At 65.8% G+C, this 21,447-nt stretch carries 21 protein-coding genes; 12 read left to right on the top strand and 9 right to left on the bottom strand.

Annotation, left to right across the window (positions count from 1 at the left end; translation table 11 throughout):
- Nucleotides 1–161: 161 nt before the first annotated feature.
- On the bottom strand, nucleotides 162–608 hold the full coding sequence (locus ACIBI6_RS30515) for a DoxX family protein (RefSeq protein WP_396958620.1): 447 nt from the start codon (nucleotides 606–608) through the stop codon (nucleotides 162–164).
- A gap of 76 nt (nucleotides 609–684) precedes the next feature.
- Nucleotides 685–1,527, bottom strand: coding sequence for a sigma-70 family RNA polymerase sigma factor (locus ACIBI6_RS30510; protein ID WP_364345316.1), 843 nt, complete (start codon nucleotides 1,525–1,527; stop codon nucleotides 685–687).
- A gap of 72 nt (nucleotides 1,528–1,599) precedes the next feature.
- On the opposite strand from ACIBI6_RS30510, the gene ACIBI6_RS30505 reads away from it, so the two are divergent.
- Genes ACIBI6_RS30505 through ACIBI6_RS30485 form a run of 5 tightly spaced genes read left to right on the top strand, consistent with a single transcriptional unit; the run spans nucleotide 1,600 to nucleotide 6,357 of the window.
- Complete coding sequence (locus tag ACIBI6_RS30505) at nucleotides 1,600–1,938, top strand: VOC family protein (protein ID WP_364345318.1); 339 nt, start codon at nucleotides 1,600–1,602, stop codon at nucleotides 1,936–1,938.
- Nucleotides 1,939–1,952: 14 nt separating this feature from the next.
- Entirely contained in the window at nucleotides 1,953–2,369 is a 417-nt protein-coding gene (gene tsaA, locus ACIBI6_RS30500) for a tRNA (N6-threonylcarbamoyladenosine(37)-N6)-methyltransferase TrmO (RefSeq protein WP_396958619.1), read from the top strand.
- 57 nt (nucleotides 2,370–2,426) lie between these two features.
- The gene (locus tag ACIBI6_RS30495) at nucleotides 2,427–4,079 is read left to right on the top strand and encodes a CocE/NonD family hydrolase (RefSeq protein ID WP_396958618.1); all 1,653 of its coding nucleotides are present in this window, start codon (nucleotides 2,427–2,429) and stop codon (nucleotides 4,077–4,079) included.
- The gene (locus ACIBI6_RS30490) at nucleotides 4,076–5,485 is read left to right on the top strand and encodes a M20/M25/M40 family metallo-hydrolase (RefSeq protein WP_396958617.1); all 1,410 of its coding nucleotides are present in this window, start codon (nucleotides 4,076–4,078) and stop codon (nucleotides 5,483–5,485) included. Before ACIBI6_RS30495 ends, ACIBI6_RS30490 begins: the two co-directional genes overlap by 4 nt.
- Nucleotides 5,482–6,357: a lysophospholipase gene (locus ACIBI6_RS30485; RefSeq protein WP_396958616.1), complete on the top strand. Its 876-nt coding sequence runs from the start codon at nucleotides 5,482–5,484 to the stop codon at nucleotides 6,355–6,357. Before ACIBI6_RS30490 ends, ACIBI6_RS30485 begins: the two co-directional genes overlap by 4 nt.
- A 4-nt stretch (nucleotides 6,358–6,361) precedes the next feature.
- Here ACIBI6_RS30485 and ACIBI6_RS30480 read toward each other — a convergent pair whose 3' ends face one another.
- Complete coding sequence (locus ACIBI6_RS30480) at nucleotides 6,362–7,804, bottom strand: metallopeptidase (RefSeq protein WP_364345328.1); 1,443 nt, start codon at nucleotides 7,802–7,804, stop codon at nucleotides 6,362–6,364.
- A 210-nt stretch (nucleotides 7,805–8,014) separates the two neighbouring features.
- Nucleotides 8,015–8,959: an endonuclease/exonuclease/phosphatase family protein gene (locus ACIBI6_RS30475; protein WP_364345330.1), complete on the bottom strand. Its 945-nt coding sequence runs from the start codon at nucleotides 8,957–8,959 to the stop codon at nucleotides 8,015–8,017.
- A 139-nt stretch (nucleotides 8,960–9,098) separates the two neighbouring features.
- On the opposite strand from ACIBI6_RS30475, the gene ACIBI6_RS30470 reads away from it, so the two are divergent.
- Nucleotides 9,099–9,440, top strand: coding sequence for a hypothetical protein (locus ACIBI6_RS30470; protein ID WP_364345332.1), 342 nt, complete (start codon nucleotides 9,099–9,101; stop codon nucleotides 9,438–9,440).
- Here the strand turns inward: ACIBI6_RS30470 and ACIBI6_RS30465 are convergent.
- Both ACIBI6_RS30465 and ACIBI6_RS30460 read right to left on the bottom strand, forming a co-directional pair.
- Nucleotides 9,394–10,035 (bottom strand): cysteine hydrolase, encoded by a 642-nt coding sequence (locus ACIBI6_RS30465; RefSeq protein WP_396958615.1) that lies wholly within the window; start codon nucleotides 10,033–10,035, stop codon nucleotides 9,394–9,396. The two genes, ACIBI6_RS30470 and ACIBI6_RS30465, sit on opposite strands and share 47 nt — an antisense overlap.
- Entirely contained in the window at nucleotides 10,035–10,373 is a 339-nt protein-coding gene (locus ACIBI6_RS30460; RefSeq protein ID WP_364345336.1) for a hypothetical protein, read from the bottom strand. The genes ACIBI6_RS30465 and ACIBI6_RS30460 overlap by 1 nt, the downstream gene beginning before the upstream one ends.
- 120 nt (nucleotides 10,374–10,493) lie before the next feature.
- On the opposite strand from ACIBI6_RS30460, the gene ACIBI6_RS30455 reads away from it, so the two are divergent.
- The gene (locus tag ACIBI6_RS30455; RefSeq protein WP_364345338.1) at nucleotides 10,494–10,826 is read left to right on the top strand and encodes a helix-turn-helix domain-containing protein; all 333 of its coding nucleotides are present in this window, start codon (nucleotides 10,494–10,496) and stop codon (nucleotides 10,824–10,826) included.
- 6 nt (nucleotides 10,827–10,832) lie between these two features.
- Here ACIBI6_RS30455 and ACIBI6_RS30450 read toward each other — a convergent pair whose 3' ends face one another.
- The 3 genes from ACIBI6_RS30450 to ACIBI6_RS30440 all read right to left on the bottom strand — a co-directional run bounded on the left by ACIBI6_RS30450 (nucleotide 10,833) and on the right by ACIBI6_RS30440 (nucleotide 16,996).
- Complete coding sequence (locus tag ACIBI6_RS30450; RefSeq protein WP_364345340.1) at nucleotides 10,833–13,844, bottom strand: bifunctional [glutamine synthetase] adenylyltransferase/[glutamine synthetase]-adenylyl-L-tyrosine phosphorylase; 3,012 nt, start codon at nucleotides 13,842–13,844, stop codon at nucleotides 10,833–10,835.
- Between the two features lie 88 nt (nucleotides 13,845–13,932).
- Nucleotides 13,933–15,273, bottom strand: a complete 1,341-nt coding sequence (locus ACIBI6_RS30445) for a glutamine synthetase family protein (RefSeq protein WP_364345342.1) — start codon at nucleotides 15,271–15,273, stop codon at nucleotides 13,933–13,935.
- A 184-nt stretch (nucleotides 15,274–15,457) separates the two neighbouring features.
- Complete coding sequence (locus tag ACIBI6_RS30440; protein WP_364345344.1) at nucleotides 15,458–16,996, bottom strand: alpha/beta hydrolase; 1,539 nt, start codon at nucleotides 16,994–16,996, stop codon at nucleotides 15,458–15,460.
- A gap of 282 nt (nucleotides 16,997–17,278) precedes the next feature.
- On the opposite strand from ACIBI6_RS30440, the gene panB reads away from it, so the two are divergent.
- The 5 genes from panB to ACIBI6_RS30415 all read left to right on the top strand — a co-directional run bounded on the left by panB (nucleotide 17,279) and on the right by ACIBI6_RS30415 (nucleotide 21,426).
- Nucleotides 17,279–18,133, top strand: a complete 855-nt coding sequence (gene panB, locus ACIBI6_RS30435) for a 3-methyl-2-oxobutanoate hydroxymethyltransferase (protein ID WP_364345346.1) — start codon at nucleotides 17,279–17,281, stop codon at nucleotides 18,131–18,133.
- A 7-nt stretch (nucleotides 18,134–18,140) separates the two neighbouring features.
- Nucleotides 18,141–18,995 (top strand): phosphotransferase, encoded by an 855-nt coding sequence (locus ACIBI6_RS30430; RefSeq protein WP_364345348.1) that lies wholly within the window; start codon nucleotides 18,141–18,143, stop codon nucleotides 18,993–18,995.
- A gap of 90 nt (nucleotides 18,996–19,085) precedes the next feature.
- A complete protein-coding gene (locus tag ACIBI6_RS30425; RefSeq protein ID WP_396958614.1) occupies nucleotides 19,086–19,535 on the top strand; it encodes a hypothetical protein in 450 nt (149 codons plus the stop codon).
- The gene (pip, locus tag ACIBI6_RS30420; RefSeq protein ID WP_364345352.1) at nucleotides 19,535–20,497 is read left to right on the top strand and encodes a prolyl aminopeptidase; all 963 of its coding nucleotides are present in this window, start codon (nucleotides 19,535–19,537) and stop codon (nucleotides 20,495–20,497) included. The genes ACIBI6_RS30425 and pip overlap by 1 nt, the downstream gene beginning before the upstream one ends.
- Nucleotides 20,498–20,499: 2 nt before the next feature.
- Nucleotides 20,500–21,426 carry a CHAD domain-containing protein gene (locus ACIBI6_RS30415; protein ID WP_396958613.1) on the top strand — a complete coding sequence of 309 codons (927 nt, stop codon included), beginning with the start codon at nucleotides 20,500–20,502 and terminating at the stop codon, nucleotides 21,424–21,426.
- Nucleotides 21,427–21,447: the final 21 nt, after the last annotated feature.

The following is a 21,447-nucleotide window of genomic DNA, read 5'->3' as shown; positions in this document are numbered from 1 at the left end:
TCGCTGCGCTCGCTCATAATTCCCCCGGGGGACCCGCACTGGCCCGATCATACGCCGCGCTGCCTGGGACACCAGCCGAATCGTGTTGGCCGAGTATGACCTTCACCCAGCGATAGCGAAAGCAAATAGCCCGCCGTTCTCGCGAACAGCGGGCACCCGCTTCACGCGGTCACGGCAATCGGTCCGGGCGTCACATCTTCCGATTCCGAAACCCGGCCGAGCCCGCGGAATACGGGCACGTCCAGCTTGCGGCTCGCGGGCCGCAATGCCCACGACGCCACCACGCACAGCGCGAAAAAGCCGGTGTAGATCAGATGATTCGCGGCGGAACGATGTGCGATGTGCGAGACGAATCCGCCGGTCAGATCGAAAAACGCACCAGCATAGGCCCATTCCTTCACCAGCGGAAAGCGCGGGACGGCGAGTGCGATGGCGCCGAGCACTTTCCAGAATCCGAGGATGGTCATGACATAGGTCGGATAACCCAATTCCGTCATGCCGGCCGCGGTCCCGCCGCGGTGCAGCAGATCGGCGATACCGCCCGATGCCAGGACGAAAACCGTCAGTCCGGTAGTGGTCCAGTAGCCGATCGATCGTGCGTTGCTCATGGTGTCCTCCTGCGTCGTGCCTTTCCCGCCGTCACACCCCTGACCAGCGCGGCGGCCGAGATGTGACAGCCACGGGTCATCCCGCCTGCAGTTCCATGAGTTCCAAGGTCTCCGGGTCGGCGAGCAGATCGATGGCCACGATCCGACCTTGGGACACGGTGAAATCGAAGACCACGCGCGGTATGCCGCCGACGGACCACACAAGTCCCGCCCGGCCGTCGATGAGCGCGAGCTGGGCTGCCCTGGCCCGGCCGGAGAAGGTCTGCGCGACCGCATTCGCACCGGACGCGCCCGCGGCACCGGTGGCGAGGGCGGCGGCATCGACGCGCAGCACCACATCCGGATCGAGCAGCGTCAGCAGCGCCTCGAATTCACCCCCGCGTGAGGCGGCGAGGAATGCGTCGACGACCTCACGCTGACGATCACGGTCGGCGGTGGCTCTTGCGCCCTGCACCCGCCGCCGCGCCCGACTGGCCAATTGCCGGGCGGCGGTGGGGGTTTTGCCGACGATCGGCGCGATCTCGTCGAAGGGCACGGCGAACATGTCGTGCAGTACGAACGACAGCCGCTCCGGCGGGGCGAGGGTGTCGAGTACGACAAGTAGGGCGAGGCCGATCGAATCGCCGAGCATCGCTTCCTGTTCCGGGCCCTCGACATCCGGTACCGGTTCGAATTCGTCGAGCGGTTCCTCGCGCCGCGTCTTGCGCGACTGCAGCATATTCAGACAGACCCGGCCGACAACGGTGGTGAGCCAGCCGCCCAGATTCTCGATCTCATCGCTATCGGAACGGCTGAGTCGCAGCCACGCCTCCTGGACAGCGTCATCGGCCTCGCTACCGGAGCCGAGCATGCGATATGCCACCGCGAGCAGATGCGTGCGGTGCTCCTCGAAGCGCTCGGCGAGAAATTTCTCGTCCACTTGTCACATTCTCCCGTTCGGGCTGGTCATGTACGTGAACTGGAAACCGCGACCGCGAACAAGGAGCCAATGATGACCGCTGGACTGCAGACCATCGTCTACCCCGTCACCGACCTGGTCAAGGCGAAGAGCGTGTACGGCGCGCTGTTCGGGGACCCCACCGCCGACACGCCGTACTACGTCGGCTACCGGGTGGCGGGCCAGGACATCGGCCTGGACCCGAATGGCCATAAGAAGGCAATGACCGGCCCGATCGGCTACTGGACCGTCGAGGACATCGAGAAGCAGCTGGCCACCCTGGTCGAGGCCGGTGCCGAGGTGACCCAGCAGCCGACGAATGTCGGCGGCGGGAAGCTGATCGCGACGGTCAAGGACACCGACGGGAATGTCTTCGGGCTCATGCAGCCCTAAGCGAGGATGGCTCCATGCCCTCCGAGACCTATGACGTGCGCCCGATCGGCCGGGTGCGCTCGCCACTGACCGATCCGGCGGATGCGCCGAAACAAGGCGACGAAGGCGCACCGCCCGCCGAGATCGTGCTCGATCCCGAGGTCTCGGCGGGCACGGTGGGCTTGCGCCCCGGCGATGCGGTGTTGGTATTCACCTGGTTGCATCGGGCGGATCGGGAGGTGCTCTCGGTGCATCCGCGCGGCGATCGCAGCCGCCCGGTCACGGGGGTGTTCGCGACGCGGGCACCGCATCGACCGAATCCGATCGGGCTGCATCGGGTCACGATCGCCGAGATCGATGGGACCGTGCTCACCGTGCACGGTTTGGAAGCGATCGACGGCACACCGGTGCTGGATCTGAAGCCGGTCCTCGGACCGACCGCGCAGCGCTGAGTGACACCCCCGTTCCGGGGGCTGGACTATTGACCAGCAGCAGTCGATAGTTCTCGGGTGACTGTGCTGTTGCGTGGGATGGCCGGGGTTTTGTTGATGCTCGCGGGGTTGGCGCCGGTAACGGCAGCGGACCCGATCGGTGTGCCTTTCCAGTGGTCGCAGAGCTTCATCACCGCGCCCGACGGCACCCGGCTGCACGCCGATATTCTGCGCCCGCACGGCGTTTCCGCGGATACGCGCACGCCGGTGGTAATGACCGTCAGTCCGTATCGCTCGCATACCGCTTATCTGAGCGTGCCGCGGCTCGAGGGTGGGCCATCCACCGACGACCTGCACGTCGCGATGTTCCTGAACGCGGGCTATACCTACGTCATCGTGGATCTACGCGGCTACGGCGGCTCGTCAGGATGTCCGGATTTCGGTGGGCCAGGCGAACGTTCGGATGTGACCACCGCCGTGGAATGGGCTGCGGGGCAGCCGTGGTCGACCGGTCGGGTCGGAATGATCGGCACCTCATATGAGGCCTGGACCGGGATGATGGGGCTGGCCGCCAAACCCGCGGGCCTGGCCGCCGTCGCGGCGTTCGGACCGGATGTCGACCCCTACGCCTATATGTACATGCAGGGTGTCGCGTGGAAGTTCTCCGGTAAGCCGGTCACCGAGAGCGGCATTCGCCCGGCCGAAATGACGGGTTTCGAGCATCTGCTCATTGCCTCCACACCGGGCCGCCCCGACGACTCCCCCGAGTACCAGTCCAATGCCGTCCAGATACCGGCCGGGTGCTATGAGCAATTCGCCGCGAACACCACCAACCATGACGCCACCACCCCTTTCTGGCGCGAGCGCGATCTCGTGGAACGGTTGCGCGGCAATACCATTCCGCTATTCGTCGGCCAGGGTTTTCTGGATTACAACACCCGGGCGTATCGCATCTTCGACGTCTGGAATGCGCTCGGACCCGGCGATCATCGAGCCTGGTTCGGCCAATGGGGCCACAGCGATTGCGATAGCAAATGCGGTGCACCGGATTTCGATACCCAACTGCTCGCCTTCTTCGATAAGCATGTCGCCGGTCGCGATATCGAGGTGCCCGGCCCGCGCATCACGGTCGGCCAATTCGATGGCGGCTGGCGCTCCGAAACCGCATGGCCGCCGGCTGACGCGCACCGCGTTCAGATCGATCTGCGCACCGGCACCTATACCGATCGCGGTCTGCTGCCCGGACCCGACCGCGAGATCTGGTCCATTTCCGAACCGCTGAATACCGCGCAGCACATCTCCGGAATTCCGACGGCAACGCTGCGTCTGTCCGGTCCAGCGACCGCGACGGTCGCGGTCGAACTGTTCGATATCGCCCCCGACGGCCGCGGCACCATCATCACCCGCGGCATCGCGCCGGTCGCCGACACCGCCGATATCAGACTGTTGGCGCAGGACTGGCCGATCATTGCCGGGCACCGTCTCGGCATCCGGATCACCGATGTCGTCGACGACGTCTGGTCCCATGCCGCCGCCAATGCCGAGGTCACCGTCCTCGCGGCCCGCCTGGACCTGCCCCTGCTCAGCACCCCGCGCACCCCCGACCGCGCCGGCGGCACCAGCGAGGCCTGGGCGAAGTGGCGCGACCAAAAGGTCCGCACACTCGGGCCCGAGGTGTTGAACAATGCAGTGATGCCCATGAATTTGCCGAATGAGACCGGTCCTCGATGACAGGTAACGCCGCCCGGACCCACACCACGCCGATTGTCGTCGATACGCACGTAGCCGAACGCCTCGCGCTGGCCTTGCGCTGCGCGACGGTTTCCTACGAGCCATCGGATACCGCGGAGCCCGCAGAACCCAGCGACGCCGAATTCCTCCGGCTGGGCGCACACCTGGAACAGTCGTTCCCCCTGGTCCACACCGAACTGGAATTGGAGCGATTCGGACACAGCAGGCTGTATCGCTGGCCGGGTGTCGAACCGGATCGGGTATCGGCGATTCTGCTCGCCCACCAGGATGTGGTGCCGGTCGATGATCTGCGGCGGTGGACGCATCCGCCGTTCGCGGGCGTGGTGGATGACGAATTCATCTGGGGCCGTGGGGCAATCGATGACAAGAGTCGATTGATCGCGATTCTGGAGGCGGTCGAATCCGCACTCGCCGCGGGAATTCGCCCGCGACACACCATCTATCTGGCCTTCGGGCACGACGAGGAGGTGTTCGGGGATGACGGTGCGGTGCGAATGGCGCAGCGGCTGCGCGAATCCGGGGTGCACGCCGATCTGCTGCTCGACGAGGGCGGTGTCATTCTCAACGGTCTCGCCGACGGCATAGACCGGCCGGTGGCCTCGATCATGGTGGGCGAGAAAGGCTATGCGACCGTTCGTCTTTCGGTATCGGCGGTGGGCGGACATTCGTCCATGCCCGGCAAACAGACCGCGGTGGGACGGATCGCCCGCGCGGTCGGCCGCCTCCAGGACCATCCGATGCCGTTGCGCCTGACACCGGTGGTATCGGACATGGTCACCAGGCTGCGCCACGTCATGCCCGCATATCGCCGCCGCCTGCTCCGATTCGCCGGACTGGCCACGCCGGTGATCACCCGGATACTCGCGGCGCGTCCGCAAACCGAGTCGCTGGTGCGCACCACGACCGCGCCGACGGTCATCCGCGGCGGCGTCAAACCCAATGTGCTGCCACAGCAGGCCGAGGCCCTGGTGAATTTCCGCATTCTGCCCGGCGATTCGGTCGCATCGGTGCTCGAACACTGCCGAAAGGTGGTGCGCGACGCGGACGTGCGGATCGAACTCGTCGGCATGACCTCGGAGCCCTCAGTCGGCAAATCACCCGGCCCGGCATTCGACATGATTGCGCGCCTGGCCGAGTCCGTCGTCCCGGGCATCGCGGTGACCACCGGCATCGTCCCGGGCGCGACCGATTCCCGGCACTACGACGACCTCGCCGCCACCCGCTGCAACTTCGCCCCCATCCTGCTGACCAAGGCCGACGTGGAAACGATCCATGGAACCGACGAGCGCATCTCGCTGGTGAACTACGCTCGGCTCATCGAGTTCAATCGGCGGCTGATCGATCAGCTCGCGGCGCCGCCACGTACCCAAGGAGCCGATGCATGACAACCGACCCGAAGGCCGGCGAATCCCCCGACCCGACACCGGGCACCGAGGGCGAATTCGACGGCATCGGCAGCCGAATCGCTTGGCGCGCATGGCTTCCCGACACCAAGGCGCGTGCGGCGATCGTGCTCGTGCACGGCGTCGCCGAACATTCCGGCCGTTACACCCATGTCGGAAAGCGCCTGGCGGACAACGGTTTCGCGGTCTACGCGCTCGACCACCTCGGCCACGGCAAGTCGGCGGGCAATAACGCGAATATCGGTTCGATGGCGGGCTCCGCAGACAATGTCGAGGAGATGCTGAAGATCGCCCGCCGCGAATATCCGGGTGTGCCGCGGTTTCTGCTCGCGCATTCGATGGGCAGCCTGATCACCTTGTATCTGGCGGTCCGGGCGCCGATCGACGTCGAAGGGATCGTCTTGTCGGCACCGCCGCTCGATATCGCCGTCGGCAATCCGCTGCAGCGCCTGCTCGGCCCGCTACTGTCCCGGTTCGCGCCGAATGTCGGTGTGCTGAAACTGGATTCGTCGATGATCAGCCGCGATCCCGAGGTGATCCGCGCCTACGACAACGATCCGCTGGTATTCCGCGGCAAGCTCCCGGCCCGCACCGGTATGGAGATGCTGAATGCCACCGAATTCGTCAAGAGCCGTCTGGACAAGCTCACCGTGCCGCTGCTGGTGTTGCATGGCACCGCCGACACCATCGCCGCACCGTCGAGCACCGATCTGATCGAGCGGGGCGCGGGCTCGAAGGACCTCACGGCGATCCGCTACGAGGGCCTCTACCACGAGGTCTTCAATGAACCCGAACAGGACAAGGTGCTCTCCGATGTCCTGGAATGGCTCGAGGCCCACGTAGCGGACGAGTGAGGACCTAGCGGTAGTTCGTCAGGCAGGCCTGCTCGCCGTCGAGGACGCCGGTGCGGAACGCCTCCAACCGTTGGAAGCCGCTCGGCACCACCTTGCCGTCCACATCGCTGGCGACCAGACCGTCGGCGAGCAGTCCGGAGACGGCCTCGTCGAGGTCGTTCGCCGATAGCCGTGGATCGCTGCCCGGCTCGCTCAGCTTGGTCGTGACGACGCCGGTGAGGCATGCGGTGCGCAGTCCGGAGGTCTGCGCTCCGGTGATCGTCAGCTTGCGCTCCTGTTGCAACGCAAGGACATAGCGGGAGATGAACACGGCGAAGGCGTTGTAATCACCGTCCACCACCGCCGAGAGCGGTTCGTCATCGCCCTTCATCGCCCCGCCGCGTTCGGCGAGTTCGGGGACATCGGTGCCGATCTTGTTCGAACTCGGGCAGTACGAGACCGGCTCGGTGGCGGTCACTTTCGAGCAGTTCTCGATGATCCCGTTGTAGTCGTACTGCGGCGCCTGCTGCAGCGGGAAGATCTTCGCCAGCGCCTGGCTCAGGCTGGTCAGCGACGGCACATCGACAGCAAGCTGAGCGTCCTGCTCGCCGTCCTCGTATGTCGTCGGCAGGGTCCCCCGACGCTGTTCGATCTCTTTCTTATTGATCTTCTTGCAGCCTTGGGCGCCGTCGGTGTAGCCGATCTGCACCGCGGTCACCCGCTCGAAGGCGGAGCCGTGCACATTTTTCGGGTTATCCGGATCGGAATCGCGCACGGCGATGGTGGCACCGAGGACCGCGTTGAGCCCGTCGGTCATATTCAGCGTGAAATGCGCGGAATTCCCTTCGGCCACATGACGCAGGAAGACACCGGCCAGGCAGTCGGCCTGCTGCTCCTTCACCAGCGTGCCGGTGAAGAATCCGGCGATCTTGGCCTGGCCCTGGATGGAGTGACCGTATTCGTGCGCGAGCACCATCACGATCGCCATATCGCTGTACTTCTCCTGCAGCAGTGGCAGCAGCACACCGCGGTCCCAGCCGATGGTGTGGTCCACGCTGCAATAGGCGGCGTTGACGAGGTGATAGGTGCTGGACTTGCAGAATTTGATCGCCTGCTCCTTGGACGCCTTGGCATCCCAGGAGATGTAACGGCTCACCGGCTTGAAGGTGCCGGGAAAGTTCTTGCCGTACTCGGTCTTCCAGAAATCTTCCAGATCGGCGATGGTATTGAGGGCGAGTTTGTCGACCGCGCCGCCGTCGCCGTTCTCCGCGGTGAGCGGTGCGTCCGGGACCCCCTTGCGCGGGCCGCTCGGTCCATTATTGGAGACCGCGCCGGTCAGCTCCCACGGATTGTCCGCGGTCACCGCGCTCGCTCGCTGCTGTCCCGCCTTGCTATCACAGCCGACCAGCGCCGCACCGACCAACAGCAATACCGCGACCACCCCGAACCGCAGCCCTCTAGTCCTCATCAGGTCTTTCCTCCCCGAACTCACTGTGGGCCCGTCCTCGGCGAACCCGACCCGATGGGTGCTTTGCGCACACACGTCGAGCGATCACATGGTAATCGCCGGAAGCTCGGCGCGTGTATACGTCTCGGCGGCCCATGGCCTCAGCGCCCATTCATGACCGAAATCTGCGGGATCGCGCACAGCCACGGAATGGGCGTTGAGGCCAATACATCAGGCGTTCAACCGCACCCGAGCCAGCACCGCGCGGTGATCCGAGCCGGGGATGGTCAGCGATCGCACATCGGCGGACGTTCCGTCGGCCACCAGGATGTGGTCGATGCCGATCACCGGGCCCCAACGGCGATCCGCGGGATAGGTGAGCAGCGGCCCGGCGCCCGCCTGGTCCGCCGCCGCGACGAACCGTCCGCGCAGCAGATCACGGAATGCCGAGTGATCGCGGGTGGCATTGAAATCCGCGCCGACGATCGCGGGACCCTGTTGCGCGTCGAGAATTTCGCGAATCGTGCGCAGCTCCGAACTCCACACCGGGAAGTCGACCGAGGGCGGCACCGGATGAAATGCGAACACCGCGACCGGTCCCCGCTGTGGATGCTCCATGGTGGCGGACAAATTGTTCATCCAGAAGCCGTCGTATTTCTTGGTGTCCCGCAACGGGTATCGACTGTAGATGCCGGTACCGCCGGCAAGTCGACCGGCCTGTAGGAACTGATACGGCAGCGACTCCTCGATTCCGGCCGCCGCGAGCCGCTGCGCCACCTCCGGTGTCAGCTCATCGACGGTGAGCACCTCGACCTGGTTTTCCCGAACCGCTCGAACCACCGCCGCCGCATCCGCCTCCCCGAGCAACAGATTCGACTGCATGACCGAAATCTCCCGCCCACTCGCCGCCCGCCCCTCCGGCACGAACATCGGCACCTGCATCCATAACACCGCCGCGACGATCACTCCGGCGGCCGCCGCACTCCGCCACCCCCGCGCGATCAGGAAAAGCACCAACCCCGCCACCGCCCCCAGCATCAGATACGACGCCCCCGATGCCACCAGTACCAGCACCTGCCACCGCCAAGCCCCGAAATGCAGCACAATCCCGAGTACTCCCGCGACCAGCGCACACCATCCGATCCCCAGCACCACCCGGTCCACCCATTTCCGCATTCCCCGACCCTAATGGGCGACAACGCAGGACTTGTGCCGCGATTGTGTGGATTCCGTGTAGGCGCGACCCACGGAATCGTCCGACGCGCCCCGTACACTGTCGGGAAGTGCATCGGCGCGGGGAGTCGAGGTGGTCGCGATGTATGTCGAGGAGTTCACGGCGACGGGTGTGCTCACTGCGGACGCGGCCACAGATCTTGCCGACACCGCAGGCCGGTTCACCTCTCGGATCACCGTGACCTGCAATGGCCACACGGTGCTGACACCGGTGCTGCCGTGGTGTTGGAACGAGTTGCGGGTGTGCGCGGGAAGCACGGTATCGGTCATCGTCGAGCAGGGGTACCGCCCACCCGACGATGAGGACCGCATCGCGCTGCGGGAATTCGTGCGCCGCTTCCAGGTGCTGACCGCGGTCGGTCCGGCGCGGCTTCCGCTCAGTGGCGGTGCATCCGCTCGACGAGCACGGCGGCGTCCGTGGTGAGCGAGCCACCGGCGAAAGCCAGTGTGGCCAAGGAACGTTCGGCTGCGGCCGGATGGCCCGCACCGCAGGCATCGGTCACCAGAATCGGGAAATAGCCCAGGTCCAAGCTGTGCCGGACGGTGGGTTCGATGCCGACCTCCAGAGCGATGCCCGCGATGGCGTACGTGTCGATGCCCAAGTCGCGCAGGGCGAAATCGAGCGGGGTCGCCGCGAAGGCGGACATGGTGATCTTATCGATGACCACCTCGTTCGGACCGGGCGTCAGCTCGGGGACGAGCTGATACTGCGGCGAACCCTGCGGGAAGCTGGAATTCACCTCGTTCGGATTGTCGACCCGCTGCCACTCCATGGCCATACGCAGTTGCGAGACACCGGCCGACGCGGGCGGCAATGACATGTGCCTGGTGTAGAAGACGCGAAAACCGTTCTCCCGCGCCGCATCCCGCAGCTGCACACAGGTCTGGACGATCTTGTCGCCGTCTGGCAGCTGCCGCACGATGCCGACCTGCATGTCGTAGATGATCAGCGCCATCCTGGTCGGATCGCAGGCACCCGCGAGGGTCAGCGGAATGCTGAGACCGTAGGCGTATTGCATCAGGCCGACCCCACCTTCGTCCGGTCGTAGGGCTCGGTGACATCGACGGACGGATCCATCAGCGCCTCCAGCGGCAACGGCGCCTGCACCGGAACGTAGGTCCACTCGAGGTGACCGGCCTTGGTCAGCGGGAAATCGTCGACATAACGCTTGGCCTCTTCGACGCTGTCGACCTCGAATACGATCACCACGCCCGGCTCATCGGCGCGCGCGTAGTTCTCGCGCACGATGCCCGCCTTCCACAACCGCCACACATTGGCGACCTCTTCGGGAAGGTAGGGGGTGATGGTCTCCATCGTCACGCCGGGCTTGAAGCTGTCGAAAACGATGACTTTCATGGGAAATCGAACTCCATGTCTGCAGAATGTGGTGCGGCCGCGCCGCGTGCGAGTTCCATGTAAGTCCGATGATTACAGTGTTACAAGAACGCACTTTTTGGTGAGTACCGGAGGCGAGCGATGCCGGAGAAGCGCTATTACTGCGCGGTGGAGGTGACCGTCGATCTCATCGACGGCAAATGGAAGCCGGTCATCCTGGCCCACCTCAAGGAGGGCGTGCGCCGCTACGGCGAATTGCGGCGCCTGATGCCGAGCACCAGCGAAAAAATGCTCGTCCAGCAACTGCGCGACCTGGAGTCCGACGGCCTCATCCGCCGCACCACCTTCGACACCGTGCCACCCCAGGTCGAATACGACCTGACCGAGGAAGGCTGGAGCCTGGTCCCGGTCCTCACCGCCCTCTACGAATGGGGGCGCAAACGCGCCGACCGCGCCGGTATTCCCCTGCCTTGAGCGGCCTCAGCCACCGAAGACGCGCTCCACCACCGCTTTCGCCCGCCGAGTTATGCGCATGTAATTGTCCAGGAACTCGCTGCCATCATCGTTCGGCCAGCCCGCCACCCGCGCGACGGCCGATAGTAGAGGGCCCGGGCCGGGTAGTTGATCGGCCGGCTTGCCCCGTACGAGCACCAGTGCGTTACGCGCCCTGGTCGCCGTGATCCAGGCTTCGCGCAGCAGCGAAACATCTTCGACAGCAAGCAATTTGGTCTGCTCGATGACATCGAGGGATTCCAGCGTCGAGGTGTTGTGCAGTGCGTGCACATCGTCGGCGTAGCGCAGCTGCATCAGCTGTACGGTCCATTCGATATCGGCGAGGCCACCGCGCCCGAGTTTGGTGTGAGTCGCCGGATTCGCTCCGCGCGGCAGGCGTTCGGCGTCGATCCTGGCCTTGATCCGGCGGATCTCGCGCACCGACTCCGCCGAGACCCCGCCCTCGGGATAGCGCACCTTATCGATGGTGCGCAGGAACCGGACACCGAGGTCCTGGTCCCCGGCCACCTGATGCGCGCGCAGCAGGGCCTGCACCTCCCACGGCTGCGCCCACTGCTCGTAGTAGGCGGCATAGGCGGCCAGCGTGCGCACCAAGGCGCCGTTGCGACCCTCCGGGCGCAGTCCGGCGTCGACCTGCAGCGGCGGATCGGTACTCGGCGCGCCGAGCAGCCGCTGCACCTTCTCCGCGACGCCGATCGCCCATTTCACGGCCTTGGTCTCGTCCTGGCCGGGACGCGGGTCGCAGACGAAGAGCACATCGGCATCAGATCCGTAGCCGAGTTCCAAACCGCCGAGTCGCCCCATGCCGATAACCGCGAAATCGGCCGGTACCGGCGCCCCGAGTTCGACCTCACTGGCCCGAATCACCGCGCGCAGTGCGGCTTCCAGCACCGCGACCCACACCGAGGACAATGCCCTGCACACCTGCGGCACGTCCAGCATGCCGAGCAGATCAGCGGAGGCCACCCGAGCCAATTCATGGCGGCGCAGTGAACGGGCAGCGGCCACAGCACGTTTCGGATCGTCGTAGCGTGCGGCGGCGGTAAGGATCCCGCGCGCAACGTCTTCCGGCTGCGGACTGAGCAATAGCGGCCCGCCCGGACCGTCGGCATACATCCGGATCGTGTCCGGTGCGTTGATGAGCAGATCCGGCAGATATTCCGAGGAACCGAGCACGATCATCAACCGCTGTGCGATCGCGCCCTCGTCGCGCAGTTCGCGCAGGAACCAGATCTGATCGTCCAGTCCCTCGGAGACCCGTCGGTAGGCGAGCAGTCCGGCATCGGGATTCGGTGTGTCCCCGAGCCATTCGAGCAATGTCGGCAACAACAGCGCCTGAATGCGGCCCTTGCGCGACACTCCGCCGGTGAGCGCTTTCAGATGCCCCAGTGCGTTCTCCGGCGCCGCATAACCGAGCGCGGCCAGCTGGCGGATCGCCGCGTCCGGGCTCAGCCGCAGCGCGTCGGGATCCATCTTGACCACCGATTCGAGCAATGGCCGATAGAAGAGTTTGGCGTGTAATCGCCGCACCCGCACCGCATTTCGGCGAATCTCGGTGCTCAGCACGCCGATGGCGTCCTGCCGTCCGTCCGGGCGGATATGAGCCGCGCGCGCCAGCCAGCGCATGCCCTCTTCGTCATCGGCGGCGGGCAGGGTGTGGGTGCGCTTGAGCCGCTGCAACTGCAGCCGGTGTTCGAGCAGGCGCAGGAATTCGTAAGAGGCGGTGAGGTTCGCGGCATCGTCGCGGCCGACGTACCCGCCTGCGGCCAATGCCGTCAGCGCCTCGACGGTGCCCTGCACATGCAGGGTCTCGTCCACCCGGCCGTGCACCAATTGCAGTAGCTGCACGGCGAATTCGACATCGCGCAGGCTGCCGTGGCCGAGTTTGAGTTCGCGCTCGCGCAGATCGGCGGGCACCAGATCCTCCACTCGGCGCCGCATCGCCTGCACCTCGGCGACGAAGTCGGGGCGCTCGGAGGCGGTCCACACCATCGGCATCAACGCGTCGCGGTACTGCTCCCCCAGCGCCAGATCGCCGGTCATCGGCCGCGCCTTGAGCAGTGCCTGGAACTCCCAGGTCTTGGCCCAGCGCTTGTAGTAGGCGATATGCGAGTCCAGGGTGCGCACCAGCGCACCGGCCTTGCCCTCGGGCCGCAGTGCCGCATCGACCTCGAAGAAGGCCGCGCTGCCCACGCTCATCATCTCGGCGGCCAATCGGGCGGCGGCGGCATCGGCCGGTTCGGCCACGAAAACGACATCCACATCGCTGACGTAGTTGAGTTCGCAAGCACCGCTCTTGCCCATGGCGATCACGGCCAGCCGCACCGGCACCGGCGCATCCTTGCAGACCCTGGCCACCGCGACCGCGAGCGCAGCGGTCAATGCGGCATCGGCGAGATCGGTGAGATGGCGGCCGACCACCTGGTACGGCAGCACCGGCTCGTTCTCGACCGTGGCCGCCAGATCCAGCGCGGCCAAAAGCATGAGTTGGTCGCGATATCGCTTGCGCAGCAGCGGAATTGCCTCGGGACCGGACAGCTCGGCCCGGTACAGCACCGCATCCGCGTGCGCACACTCGGCCGGCACTGCCTGCACCGCCGCCAACAGGTCCGCGACCAGCTCCTCGCGCGCGGGTAGCTTGTCCCGCAGCAGAATTCGCCATGCGGCCGGATCGGCGACCAGATGATCAGCGAACGCGCTCGACGATCCGATGAGCGCGAAAAGCCTGCCGCGCAAGGCAGTATCGGTACGCAACGTCGAATCGAGTTCGAGCCAGTCGTCGCCGAGCGCGGTCTGCAACCGCGTCAGCGTCAGCAGTGCGAGATCGGCATCGGGCGCGCGGGACAGCGCCCACAGCACCGGAATGCTGTCGATATTGTCCCAAGCCAACTCTCGTAACGAGGTGGCGGCGGTCGGCTCGAGCAAGCCGAGCCGACCGACACCAGGAACAGCTGAACGAGCAGACGGCGGCCGGACCATACGTCCAACTTAGTTGGCCGATCATCTCTTTCCACCCGGCCGGGGTGGAAAGAGTCGTAAACGTAGCCGACCGCGCTGGTTTAACCGGCTAGAGGCCGAGGTACTCTTTCAGCTCGTACGGGGTCACCTGGCTGCGGTAATCCGCCCATTCCCGGCGCTTATTGCGCAGGAAGAAGTCGAAAACGTGCTCCCCGAGCGTCTCGGCGACCAACTCTGAGCGTTCCATCGCCTGCAGCGCCTCATCGAGCGTGCCGGGCAGCTCGCGGAAGCCCATGGCGCGCCGCTCGGCGACGGTCAGCGACCACACATCGTCCTCGGCCTCCGGCGGCAGCGTGTAGCCCTTCTCGATGCCACGCAGACCGGCCGCCAGCAGCACGGCGAAGGTCAGGTAGGGGTTGCAGGCCGAATCTGGACTGCGGATCTCGACGCGGCGCGAGGAGGACTTGTTCGGGGTGTACATCGGCACCCGCACCAGCGCGGAGCGGTTGGACCGGCCCCACGAGGCCGCCGTCGGCGCCTCGCCGCCGTGGATGAGTCGCTTGTAGGAGTTCACCCACTGGTTGGTGATCGCGCTGATCTCCGGTGCGTGCTCCAGGATGCCCGCGATGAAGGCGCGTGCGGTCGCCGACAGGTTGATCGGATCGTCGGGATCGTGGAAGGCGTTGGCCTCACCCTCGAACAGGCTCATATGGGTGTGCATGGCCGAGCCCGGGTACTGGGCGAACGGCTTCGGCATGAAGGTTGCGCGCACGCCCTCGTCGATGGCCACTTCCTTGATCAGGTAGCGGAAGGTCATCACGTTATCGGCCATGGACAGCGCGTCGGCGTAGCGCAGGTCGATCTCCTGCTGCCCCGGAGCGCCCTCGTGGTGGCTGAACTCCACCGAGATGCCCATCGACTCGAGCGCGTCGATGGCGTGGCGACGGAAGTTGGGCGCGGAGTCGTGCACGGCCTGGTCGAAGAACCCGCCGCTGTCTGCCGGGGTCGGCTGGCGGCCGTCCTGGGGACCGTTCTCCAGCAAGAAGAACTCGATCTCCGGGTGCACGTAGCAGCTGAACCCGACATCACCGGCCTTGTTGAGCTGACGCCGCAGCACATGGCGCGGGTCGGCCCAGGACGGCGAGCCGTCGGGCATGGTGATATCGCAGAACATACGCGCGGAGTGCTGGTGGCCCTTGCTTGTCGCCCAGGGCAGCACCTGGAAGGTCGAGGGATCCGGCCGCGCGACCATATCGGCCTCCGACACCCGAGCGAAGCCCTCGATGGCCGAACCGTCGAAGCCGATGCCCTCTTCGAAGGCGCCCTCTAGCTCGGCCGGAGCGATGGCTACGGACTTCAAATAGCCCAACACATCGGTGAACCAGAGACGCACGAAGCGGATATCCCGTTCTTCGAGCGTCCGCAGCACGAATTCCTTCTGGCGATCCATGTCGCCGAGCGTAAGCATCCGGCGTTAAATCCGTGTTACATACACGCTTAGGGATTGCAATCCCATCATTCGGAATGAATCTCACAGGGCGCAAGATCACCTTGTGAGCGAGCGAGCCGCGGGCACAGTACGCCCCCCACACGACCGGGCCGGGCGCCGGCGAGGCGCGGTCGGGAGCGGGGAATCAGCAGGTCAGACCGGACCCTGGGACCTTCAGATCGGTGAGGTAGGAGATCACCGCGTCGTCGAGGCACTGATCACCGGCGACCAATGCCGCGGTGTGCCGGGTGCCCCGGTAGGTGATCAGCGCGGCGCCGAGCTGGTTGGCCAGATCGACACCGGCCTGATACGGCGTCGCGGGATCCTCGGTGGTCGACACCACCACCGTCTTCGGCAGACCCGGCGCCGAAACCTTGTGCGGTGTGCTCGTGTTCGGCACGGGCCAGACGGCGCACAGTTCCAGCGGTGCGGTTCCGGTGCCGCGACCGTCGTCCAGGAACGGTGCCGCCTTGCGGTATTCCATGTCCTGTCGGCCCACCACGGCACGATCGTTGATCGGCGGATCATCGACGCAGCGGATGGCGTTGAAGGCCTCCTGCGTGTTGTCGTAGCTGCCGTCGTCGCGGCGACCGTCGTACAGATCGGCGAGCTTCAACAGCGTGTCGCCACGCCCGTCGCGCAATTCGGACAGACCGAGGGTGAGCACCTTCCAGAAATCATCGGAGTAGAGCGCCTGCTGCACGCCGGTGATGGCGTCGCCGTAGCTGAGTCCGCGTGGATCGGTGGTCGCGGCCGGTTTGGTCTCCAGCGGATTCACCAGCGCGCGGAACTTCGCGACAGCCTGGGACGGATCGGTGCCGAGCGGGCAGTCCGCCTGCTTGGCGCATTCCGCGGCGTAGGCGTCGAAGGCCTGCTGGAAGCCCGCCGCCTGCCGCAGCGATTCCTGGATCGGATCCTGGGATGAGTCCACCGCACCGTCGAGCACCAGGGCGCGCACATTGTTCGGGAACTTCTCGGCGTAGGCCGAGCCGAGCTTGGTGCCGTAGGAGTAGCCGAGATAGCTGAGTTTCGGATCGCCGAGTACGGCGCGGATCACGTCCATGTCCTGTATCACCTCGCGGGTGCCGACATGGGCCAGGAATTCGGTGCCGGTGCGCTCGACGCAGTGGCCGACGAACTCATGGTTCTCGTCCTCGGCCTTGGCAATGCCGTCGGGAGTGTTGTCGGTCGGCGGTTCGGCGCGTTCGGCGTCGTTCTGCTGCGGGGTCAGGCAAGCGACCGTCGGGATCGAGGATCCGACACCGCGCGGATCGAAACCTACTCGGTCGAAGCGCTCGGCCAGCGGCGTCTTGCCCGCGATGCCCACCATCGACAAACCCGATACGCCCGGACCGCCCGGATTGAGCAGCAGTGAGCCGATCCGGTTGCCGCTGGCCGGAATTCGGGCCAGCGCGATCTGCGCGGTGGCGTCCTCGGGCTTGCTGTAATCGACGGGCACGGTGATGCGGGCGCATTCGGTATTCGGTGCGAGGCGGTCGTCCGGGGAGCCGAAATCGCCGCAGGAACCCCAGTTCGCGGTCTGGCTGTAGAACTTCTCGAGGCCCGCGGGCGATGTGGGTAACGCAGTGCCCGGCTCGTCCTTGGATGCGGTGCATCCGGCCGCCACCACCGCCAGCGCCACCGCGACCAGCACCCCACGCGACCCATTCCGCACCACAGACATGGGAAAGATCCTGGCATGCCTGCCCCACCTCTGGCGAAACTCCGGCCGGCCGTGAGTACTCGAACCTCGATCACCGCACCGACCGTTGGGACTGCGACGGGTTCTGGGCGTACACGAGTTACCCATGTTCGTGCGAAATCAGTCGCTGCGCTGGGCTTGCGATGTGACCAATTGCATCGCCTATGGCCTTAAACGGGCGAGGCAGGGGGTGCACACTGGATTCGTCATACAAACCCGGGGACCCGAACGGGCCTCGAGGCGACAACCACGAAAGGGACGATGATGTCCGTATCCGAATCGGAAACCCCTGCCTACGGCGCTGCCCCGGCTGCCAAGCCGACAAAGCGCAAGACGCGGGTACCTCATCTGCAGCAGATGAAGGCCGATGGCGAGAAGTGGTCGATGTTGACCGCCTACGACTATTCCTCCGCTCGCATCTTCGAAGAGGCCGGAATCCCGGTCCTACTGGTGGGTGATTCCGCCGCCAACGTCGTCTACGGCTACGACACCACCGTGCCGATCACCGTCGACGAACTCATCCCGCTGGTGCGTGGTGTGGTCCGTGGTGCACCGCACGCACTGGTGGTGGCCGATCTGCCGTTCGGCACCTACGAGTCCTCGCCGCAGCAGGCGCTGGCCACCGCGACCCGGTTCATGAAGGAGGGCGGTGCGCACGCGGTGAAGCTGGAGGGCGGTGAGCGCGTCGCCGAGCAGATCGCGCTGATCACCTCGGCCGGTATTCCGGTGATGGCGCATATCGGCTTCACCCCGCAGAGCGTCAATACCCTCGGTGGTTTCCGGGTGCAGGGTCGTGGCGACGGCGCCGAGCAGCTCATCGCCGATGCCATCGCGGTCCAGGAGGCCGGTGCGTTCTCCGTGGTAATGGAGATGGTGCCGGCCGAACTCGCCGGCCAGGTGACCCGCAAGCTGACCATCCCGACCGTCGGCATCGGCGCCGGCGCGGAATGCGATGCGCAGGTGCTGGTCTGGCAGGATATGGCGGGCTACACCAGCGGTAAGACCGCCAAGTTCGTCAAGCGGTTCGGCCGGATCGGCGATGAGTTGCGTTCGGCCGCGGCCGCTTACGCCGACGAGGTGCGGCGCGGGACCTTCCCCGGCCCCGAGCACAGCTTCTGAGTTCACGATGACCGGCCGAGCGGTGCACGCACCAGCGGCGCTGCTCGGCCAACCCGTGCAGCCGATGCTCGACTGGGCCACCGGAGTTCTCGCCGATCGCGGCGTGAAAATCGTTGGTACGCCGGAGGAAACGCGACGGCGGTCGTGGTCGTTGATCGTGCGCATCCCGACCGATGCGGGTCCGATGTGGTTGAAGGCCAACGCCCGAGCCGGTGCGCACGAGGGTCCGTTGCTGCAGGCATTGGCCCGGCTGCGGCCCGGTAGTGTGCTCGAACCGCTTGCGGTGCAACCGGATCGCGGCTGGATACTCAGTCCCGACGGCGGTGCCACCGCGCGGGATTCCGCGGCGGCGTGGACCGAATTGGTCCGCCGCTACGCCGACCTCCAGTTGGCGATGGGCGACCACATCGCTGAACTGCGCGACACCGGCACACCATATCTGCCACCGCCCCAACTGATCACGGTGTATCAGCATTTCGAGCCCCGTGTCCCCGGCCTCGGCGCGGCGATCACCGAAGCCGCTGCGGCGCTCGCCGAATTCGGCAGACTGAGCATCGAACACAATGATCTGCACCCGGGCAATGTGTTCACCGACTCGGACATGCTGTTCGACTGGGGCGATGCCGTGGTTACCCACCCGTTGCTGTCCTGGCGGGTACTGCGAGGTGCGCACCGCACCGAATATCTGGAACGGTGGCGGCGATCCGGTGCCGTTACCGACGCAGAAATCGCTCTCGCCGACCGGCTGGCACCGTTGATCGCCCTGCATCCTTGGCGCACCATCGACGCATCGCCACCGAGGTTTGCGCGCTTCCTGCAGGGCTTGCTCGACGAGCTGCGTGCGGGCTTTCGCCAGGTTTGATCGGCGGCGCCCAGCAAAATCGCGCGGGCCACGCGGGGCAAATAATGGCAGACTCGAAGCCGACAATGCCGACACGAGCAGAGGGTACCGATGCCGCAAACCCGTTGGATTTCACGCAGCACGCTGGTGGTAGCGGGGATTTTCGCAGCCGTGGCGCTCACCGCCTGCGGGAACGACTCGAGCCCGGCGCCCACCGGCAGCTCGAGTTCGACCACCGGATCGGCCACGACCACCAGCGCGGGCAAGACCACCAGCGCACCGACGACCACCCTGGAGATCTCCGACGCGTCGGCCACCCAGCTGTGCGACATGATCCGCCCGGAGCTGTCGAACTGGCGGGTACAGGGTCCGACGCTGGGCCGGATCGGGCTCAATGCTCTGGTGCACGAATGGGCGCTGCGCAATGGCGGCATCAACGGCCATGTACTCGCCGATAAGCCGATGATCGACCGGATCACCACCAAGAGCTGCGCCGATGTGCACCAGCAGGCGATCGAGGCATTGGAACTGCCCGATCTGGCTTCGGGGATCGCCTTCTGATGCGAACTCACTACCCCGCGATCGAGCCGTACCAAACGGGCATGCTCGATGTCGGCGCGGACCAAGCCGTGTACTGGGAGGTCAGCGGCAATCCAGACGGTAAGCCCGTGGTGTTCCTGCACGGCGGACCCGGTGGCGGCACCGAACCATTCCACCGGCAGTTCTTCGATCCGGCCGCATACAAGATCGTGCTGCTGGATCAGCGCGGCTGCGGACGGTCCACCCCGCATATCGCGGACGGGGCGAGTCTGGAGACCAATACCACCTGGCACCTGATCGCCGATATCGAAGCGCTGCGCATTCATCTCGACATCGACCGCTGGCAGGTATTCGGCGGCTCCTGGGGTTCTACGCTCGCACTCGCCTATGCGCAACAGCATCCGGAGCGGGTCACCGAACTCGTACTGCGCGGGATCTTCCTGTTGCGGCGCAAGGAAATCGACTGGTACTACAACGGCGCCGCAGGCTACATCTACCCCGACGAGTGGGAGAAGTTCCTGGCCCCGGTGCCGCAGGACGAGCGCGACAGCGATCTGGTTCGGGTGTATCACCGGCTGCTGCACTCCCCCGACGAGAAGGTCGCACAAGCGGCCGCCGTCGCCTGGTCCACGTGGGAGGGCGCGACGAGTTCGCTACTGCCGCACCCTGATCGGGTACAGGAGAGCGCCCAGCCGCGGTTCGCACTGGCATTCGCCAGGATCGAGAACCACTACTTCGTCAATGGCGGCTTCCTCGACGAGGGACAGCTGCTGCGCGATATCGACAAGATCGCGCATATCCCCGCCGTCATCGTGCAGGGACGCCACGATGTCGTCTGCCCGGCGACCAGCGCATGGGAACTGCATCGCGCCTGGCCCGGTTCGGTACTGCACATCGTCGACGATGCCGGTCACGCCGCCGCCGAACCCGGAATAACGCACCATCTCGTCGAGGCGACCGACGGATTCGCGAAAGTGAGCTGATCATGGTCACGGCCGGAACCGCCATCGTCGCGGCGCTGCGCGACGACGTCGACCGGCTGCTGGCCGCCGAACCGGATGTCCGTGCCGACGCCTGGGATTCGGTGCACCAGATGCGGGTCGCGACGCGCAGACTGCGCAGTGTGCTGCGCTCCTACCGGACGCTCTTCGAAGCCACACCGATCGCCGAGATGCAGCACGAACTCGAGTGGCTGGCCGATCTACTCGGTGTGGCGCGCGATGCCGAGGTGCGGGCGGAACGGTTCACAGCGCTGTTGGCCGCGCATGCGCCACAGGATGAATTCGCCCGGCTCGCAATGGAAACGGCCGTTCCAAAGGCGGCAGGCAACAGCTATGTGCCCGGCACCACCGAGTACGTGCGCACCGAACTGGTCGATGCGGAACGCGACCGGTACCGAACCGCACATGCCGAGGTCCTCGCCGCCCTCGATCACCACCGCTATCACGCACTGCGCCACCGTCTTTCGGCCTGGCGCACCGACCCACCGCTCGACGCGGACCAATCGAAACAGCCAGCCGCCGAGGTCTTCGAACGAATCCTGCGCAAGGACCGCAAACGCTTACGGCGACTGGTCTACGCCGAGCCCGCCGTTTCGCCCGCCGAGCGCGTCGAACTGCTGCACGATATCCGCAAGGGCGCCAAACGCCTGCGTTACTCGTGCGAAGGCGCGATCTACGTACTCGGCGATGCCGCAAAGGATCTCGGCACCGAGGCGAAACGCCTACAAACCGTACTCGGTGACCACCGCGACGCCGTCGAATCCCGCGAAGCCATCCTGGCCCGCGCCGCCGAAACCCACGCCACCGGCGTCAACGCCACTATCTATGAACTCCTGGCCGATGCCGAAGAAATCGCCGCAGGCGAGGCACTGGCCAAATACCCCGCCGCCGCGGCGTTCGTATCGGCTTGATCGGCCCCGGTCACTTCACCC

The sequence above is a fragment of the Nocardia sp. NPDC050412 genome, from assembly GCF_044458825.1.
Lineage (GTDB): Bacteria > Actinomycetota > Actinomycetes > Mycobacteriales > Mycobacteriaceae > Nocardia.
This window is presented reverse-complemented; position numbering and strand designations above follow the sequence as displayed.

Bases quoted from the DNA above. Each gene is read 5' to 3' on its own strand.
- ACIBI6_RS30515 (WP_396958620.1), bottom strand. From the start codon at position 608: ATGAGCAACGCACGATCGATCGGCTACTGGACCACTACCGGACTGACG.
- ACIBI6_RS30505 (WP_364345318.1), top strand. From the start codon at position 1,600: ATGACCGCTGGACTGCAGACCATCGTCTACCCCGTCACCGACCTGGTC.
- tsaA (WP_396958619.1), top strand. From the start codon at position 1,953: ATGCCCTCCGAGACCTATGACGTGCGCCCGATCGGCCGGGTGCGCTCG.
- ACIBI6_RS30490 (WP_396958617.1), top strand. From the start codon at position 4,076: ATGACAGGTAACGCCGCCCGGACCCACACCACGCCGATTGTCGTCGAT.
- ACIBI6_RS30485 (WP_396958616.1), top strand. From the start codon at position 5,482: ATGACAACCGACCCGAAGGCCGGCGAATCCCCCGACCCGACACCGGGC.
- ACIBI6_RS30480 (WP_364345328.1), bottom strand. From the start codon at position 7,804: ATGAGGACTAGAGGGCTGCGGTTCGGGGTGGTCGCGGTATTGCTGTTG.
- ACIBI6_RS30475 (WP_364345330.1), bottom strand. From the start codon at position 8,959: ATGCGGAAATGGGTGGACCGGGTGGTGCTGGGGATCGGATGGTGTGCG.
- ACIBI6_RS30470 (WP_364345332.1), top strand. From the start codon at position 9,099: ATGTATGTCGAGGAGTTCACGGCGACGGGTGTGCTCACTGCGGACGCG.
- ACIBI6_RS30465 (WP_396958615.1), bottom strand. From the start codon at position 10,035: ATGCAATACGCCTACGGTCTCAGCATTCCGCTGACCCTCGCGGGTGCC.
- ACIBI6_RS30460 (WP_364345336.1), bottom strand. From the start codon at position 10,373: ATGAAAGTCATCGTTTTCGACAGCTTCAAGCCCGGCGTGACGATGGAG.
- ACIBI6_RS30455 (WP_364345338.1), top strand. From the start codon at position 10,494: ATGCCGGAGAAGCGCTATTACTGCGCGGTGGAGGTGACCGTCGATCTC.
- ACIBI6_RS30450 (WP_364345340.1), bottom strand. From the start codon at position 13,844: ATGGTCCGGCCGCCGTCTGCTCGTTCAGCTGTTCCTGGTGTCGGTCGG.
- ACIBI6_RS30445 (WP_364345342.1), bottom strand. From the start codon at position 15,273: ATGGATCGCCAGAAGGAATTCGTGCTGCGGACGCTCGAAGAACGGGAT.
- ACIBI6_RS30440 (WP_364345344.1), bottom strand. From the start codon at position 16,996: ATGTCTGTGGTGCGGAATGGGTCGCGTGGGGTGCTGGTCGCGGTGGCG.
- panB (WP_364345346.1), top strand. From the start codon at position 17,279: ATGTCCGTATCCGAATCGGAAACCCCTGCCTACGGCGCTGCCCCGGCT.
- ACIBI6_RS30430 (WP_364345348.1), top strand. From the start codon at position 18,141: ATGACCGGCCGAGCGGTGCACGCACCAGCGGCGCTGCTCGGCCAACCC.
- ACIBI6_RS30425 (WP_396958614.1), top strand. From the start codon at position 19,086: ATGCCGCAAACCCGTTGGATTTCACGCAGCACGCTGGTGGTAGCGGGG.
- pip (WP_364345352.1), top strand. From the start codon at position 19,535: ATGCGAACTCACTACCCCGCGATCGAGCCGTACCAAACGGGCATGCTC.
- ACIBI6_RS30415 (WP_396958613.1), top strand. From the start codon at position 20,500: ATGGTCACGGCCGGAACCGCCATCGTCGCGGCGCTGCGCGACGACGTC.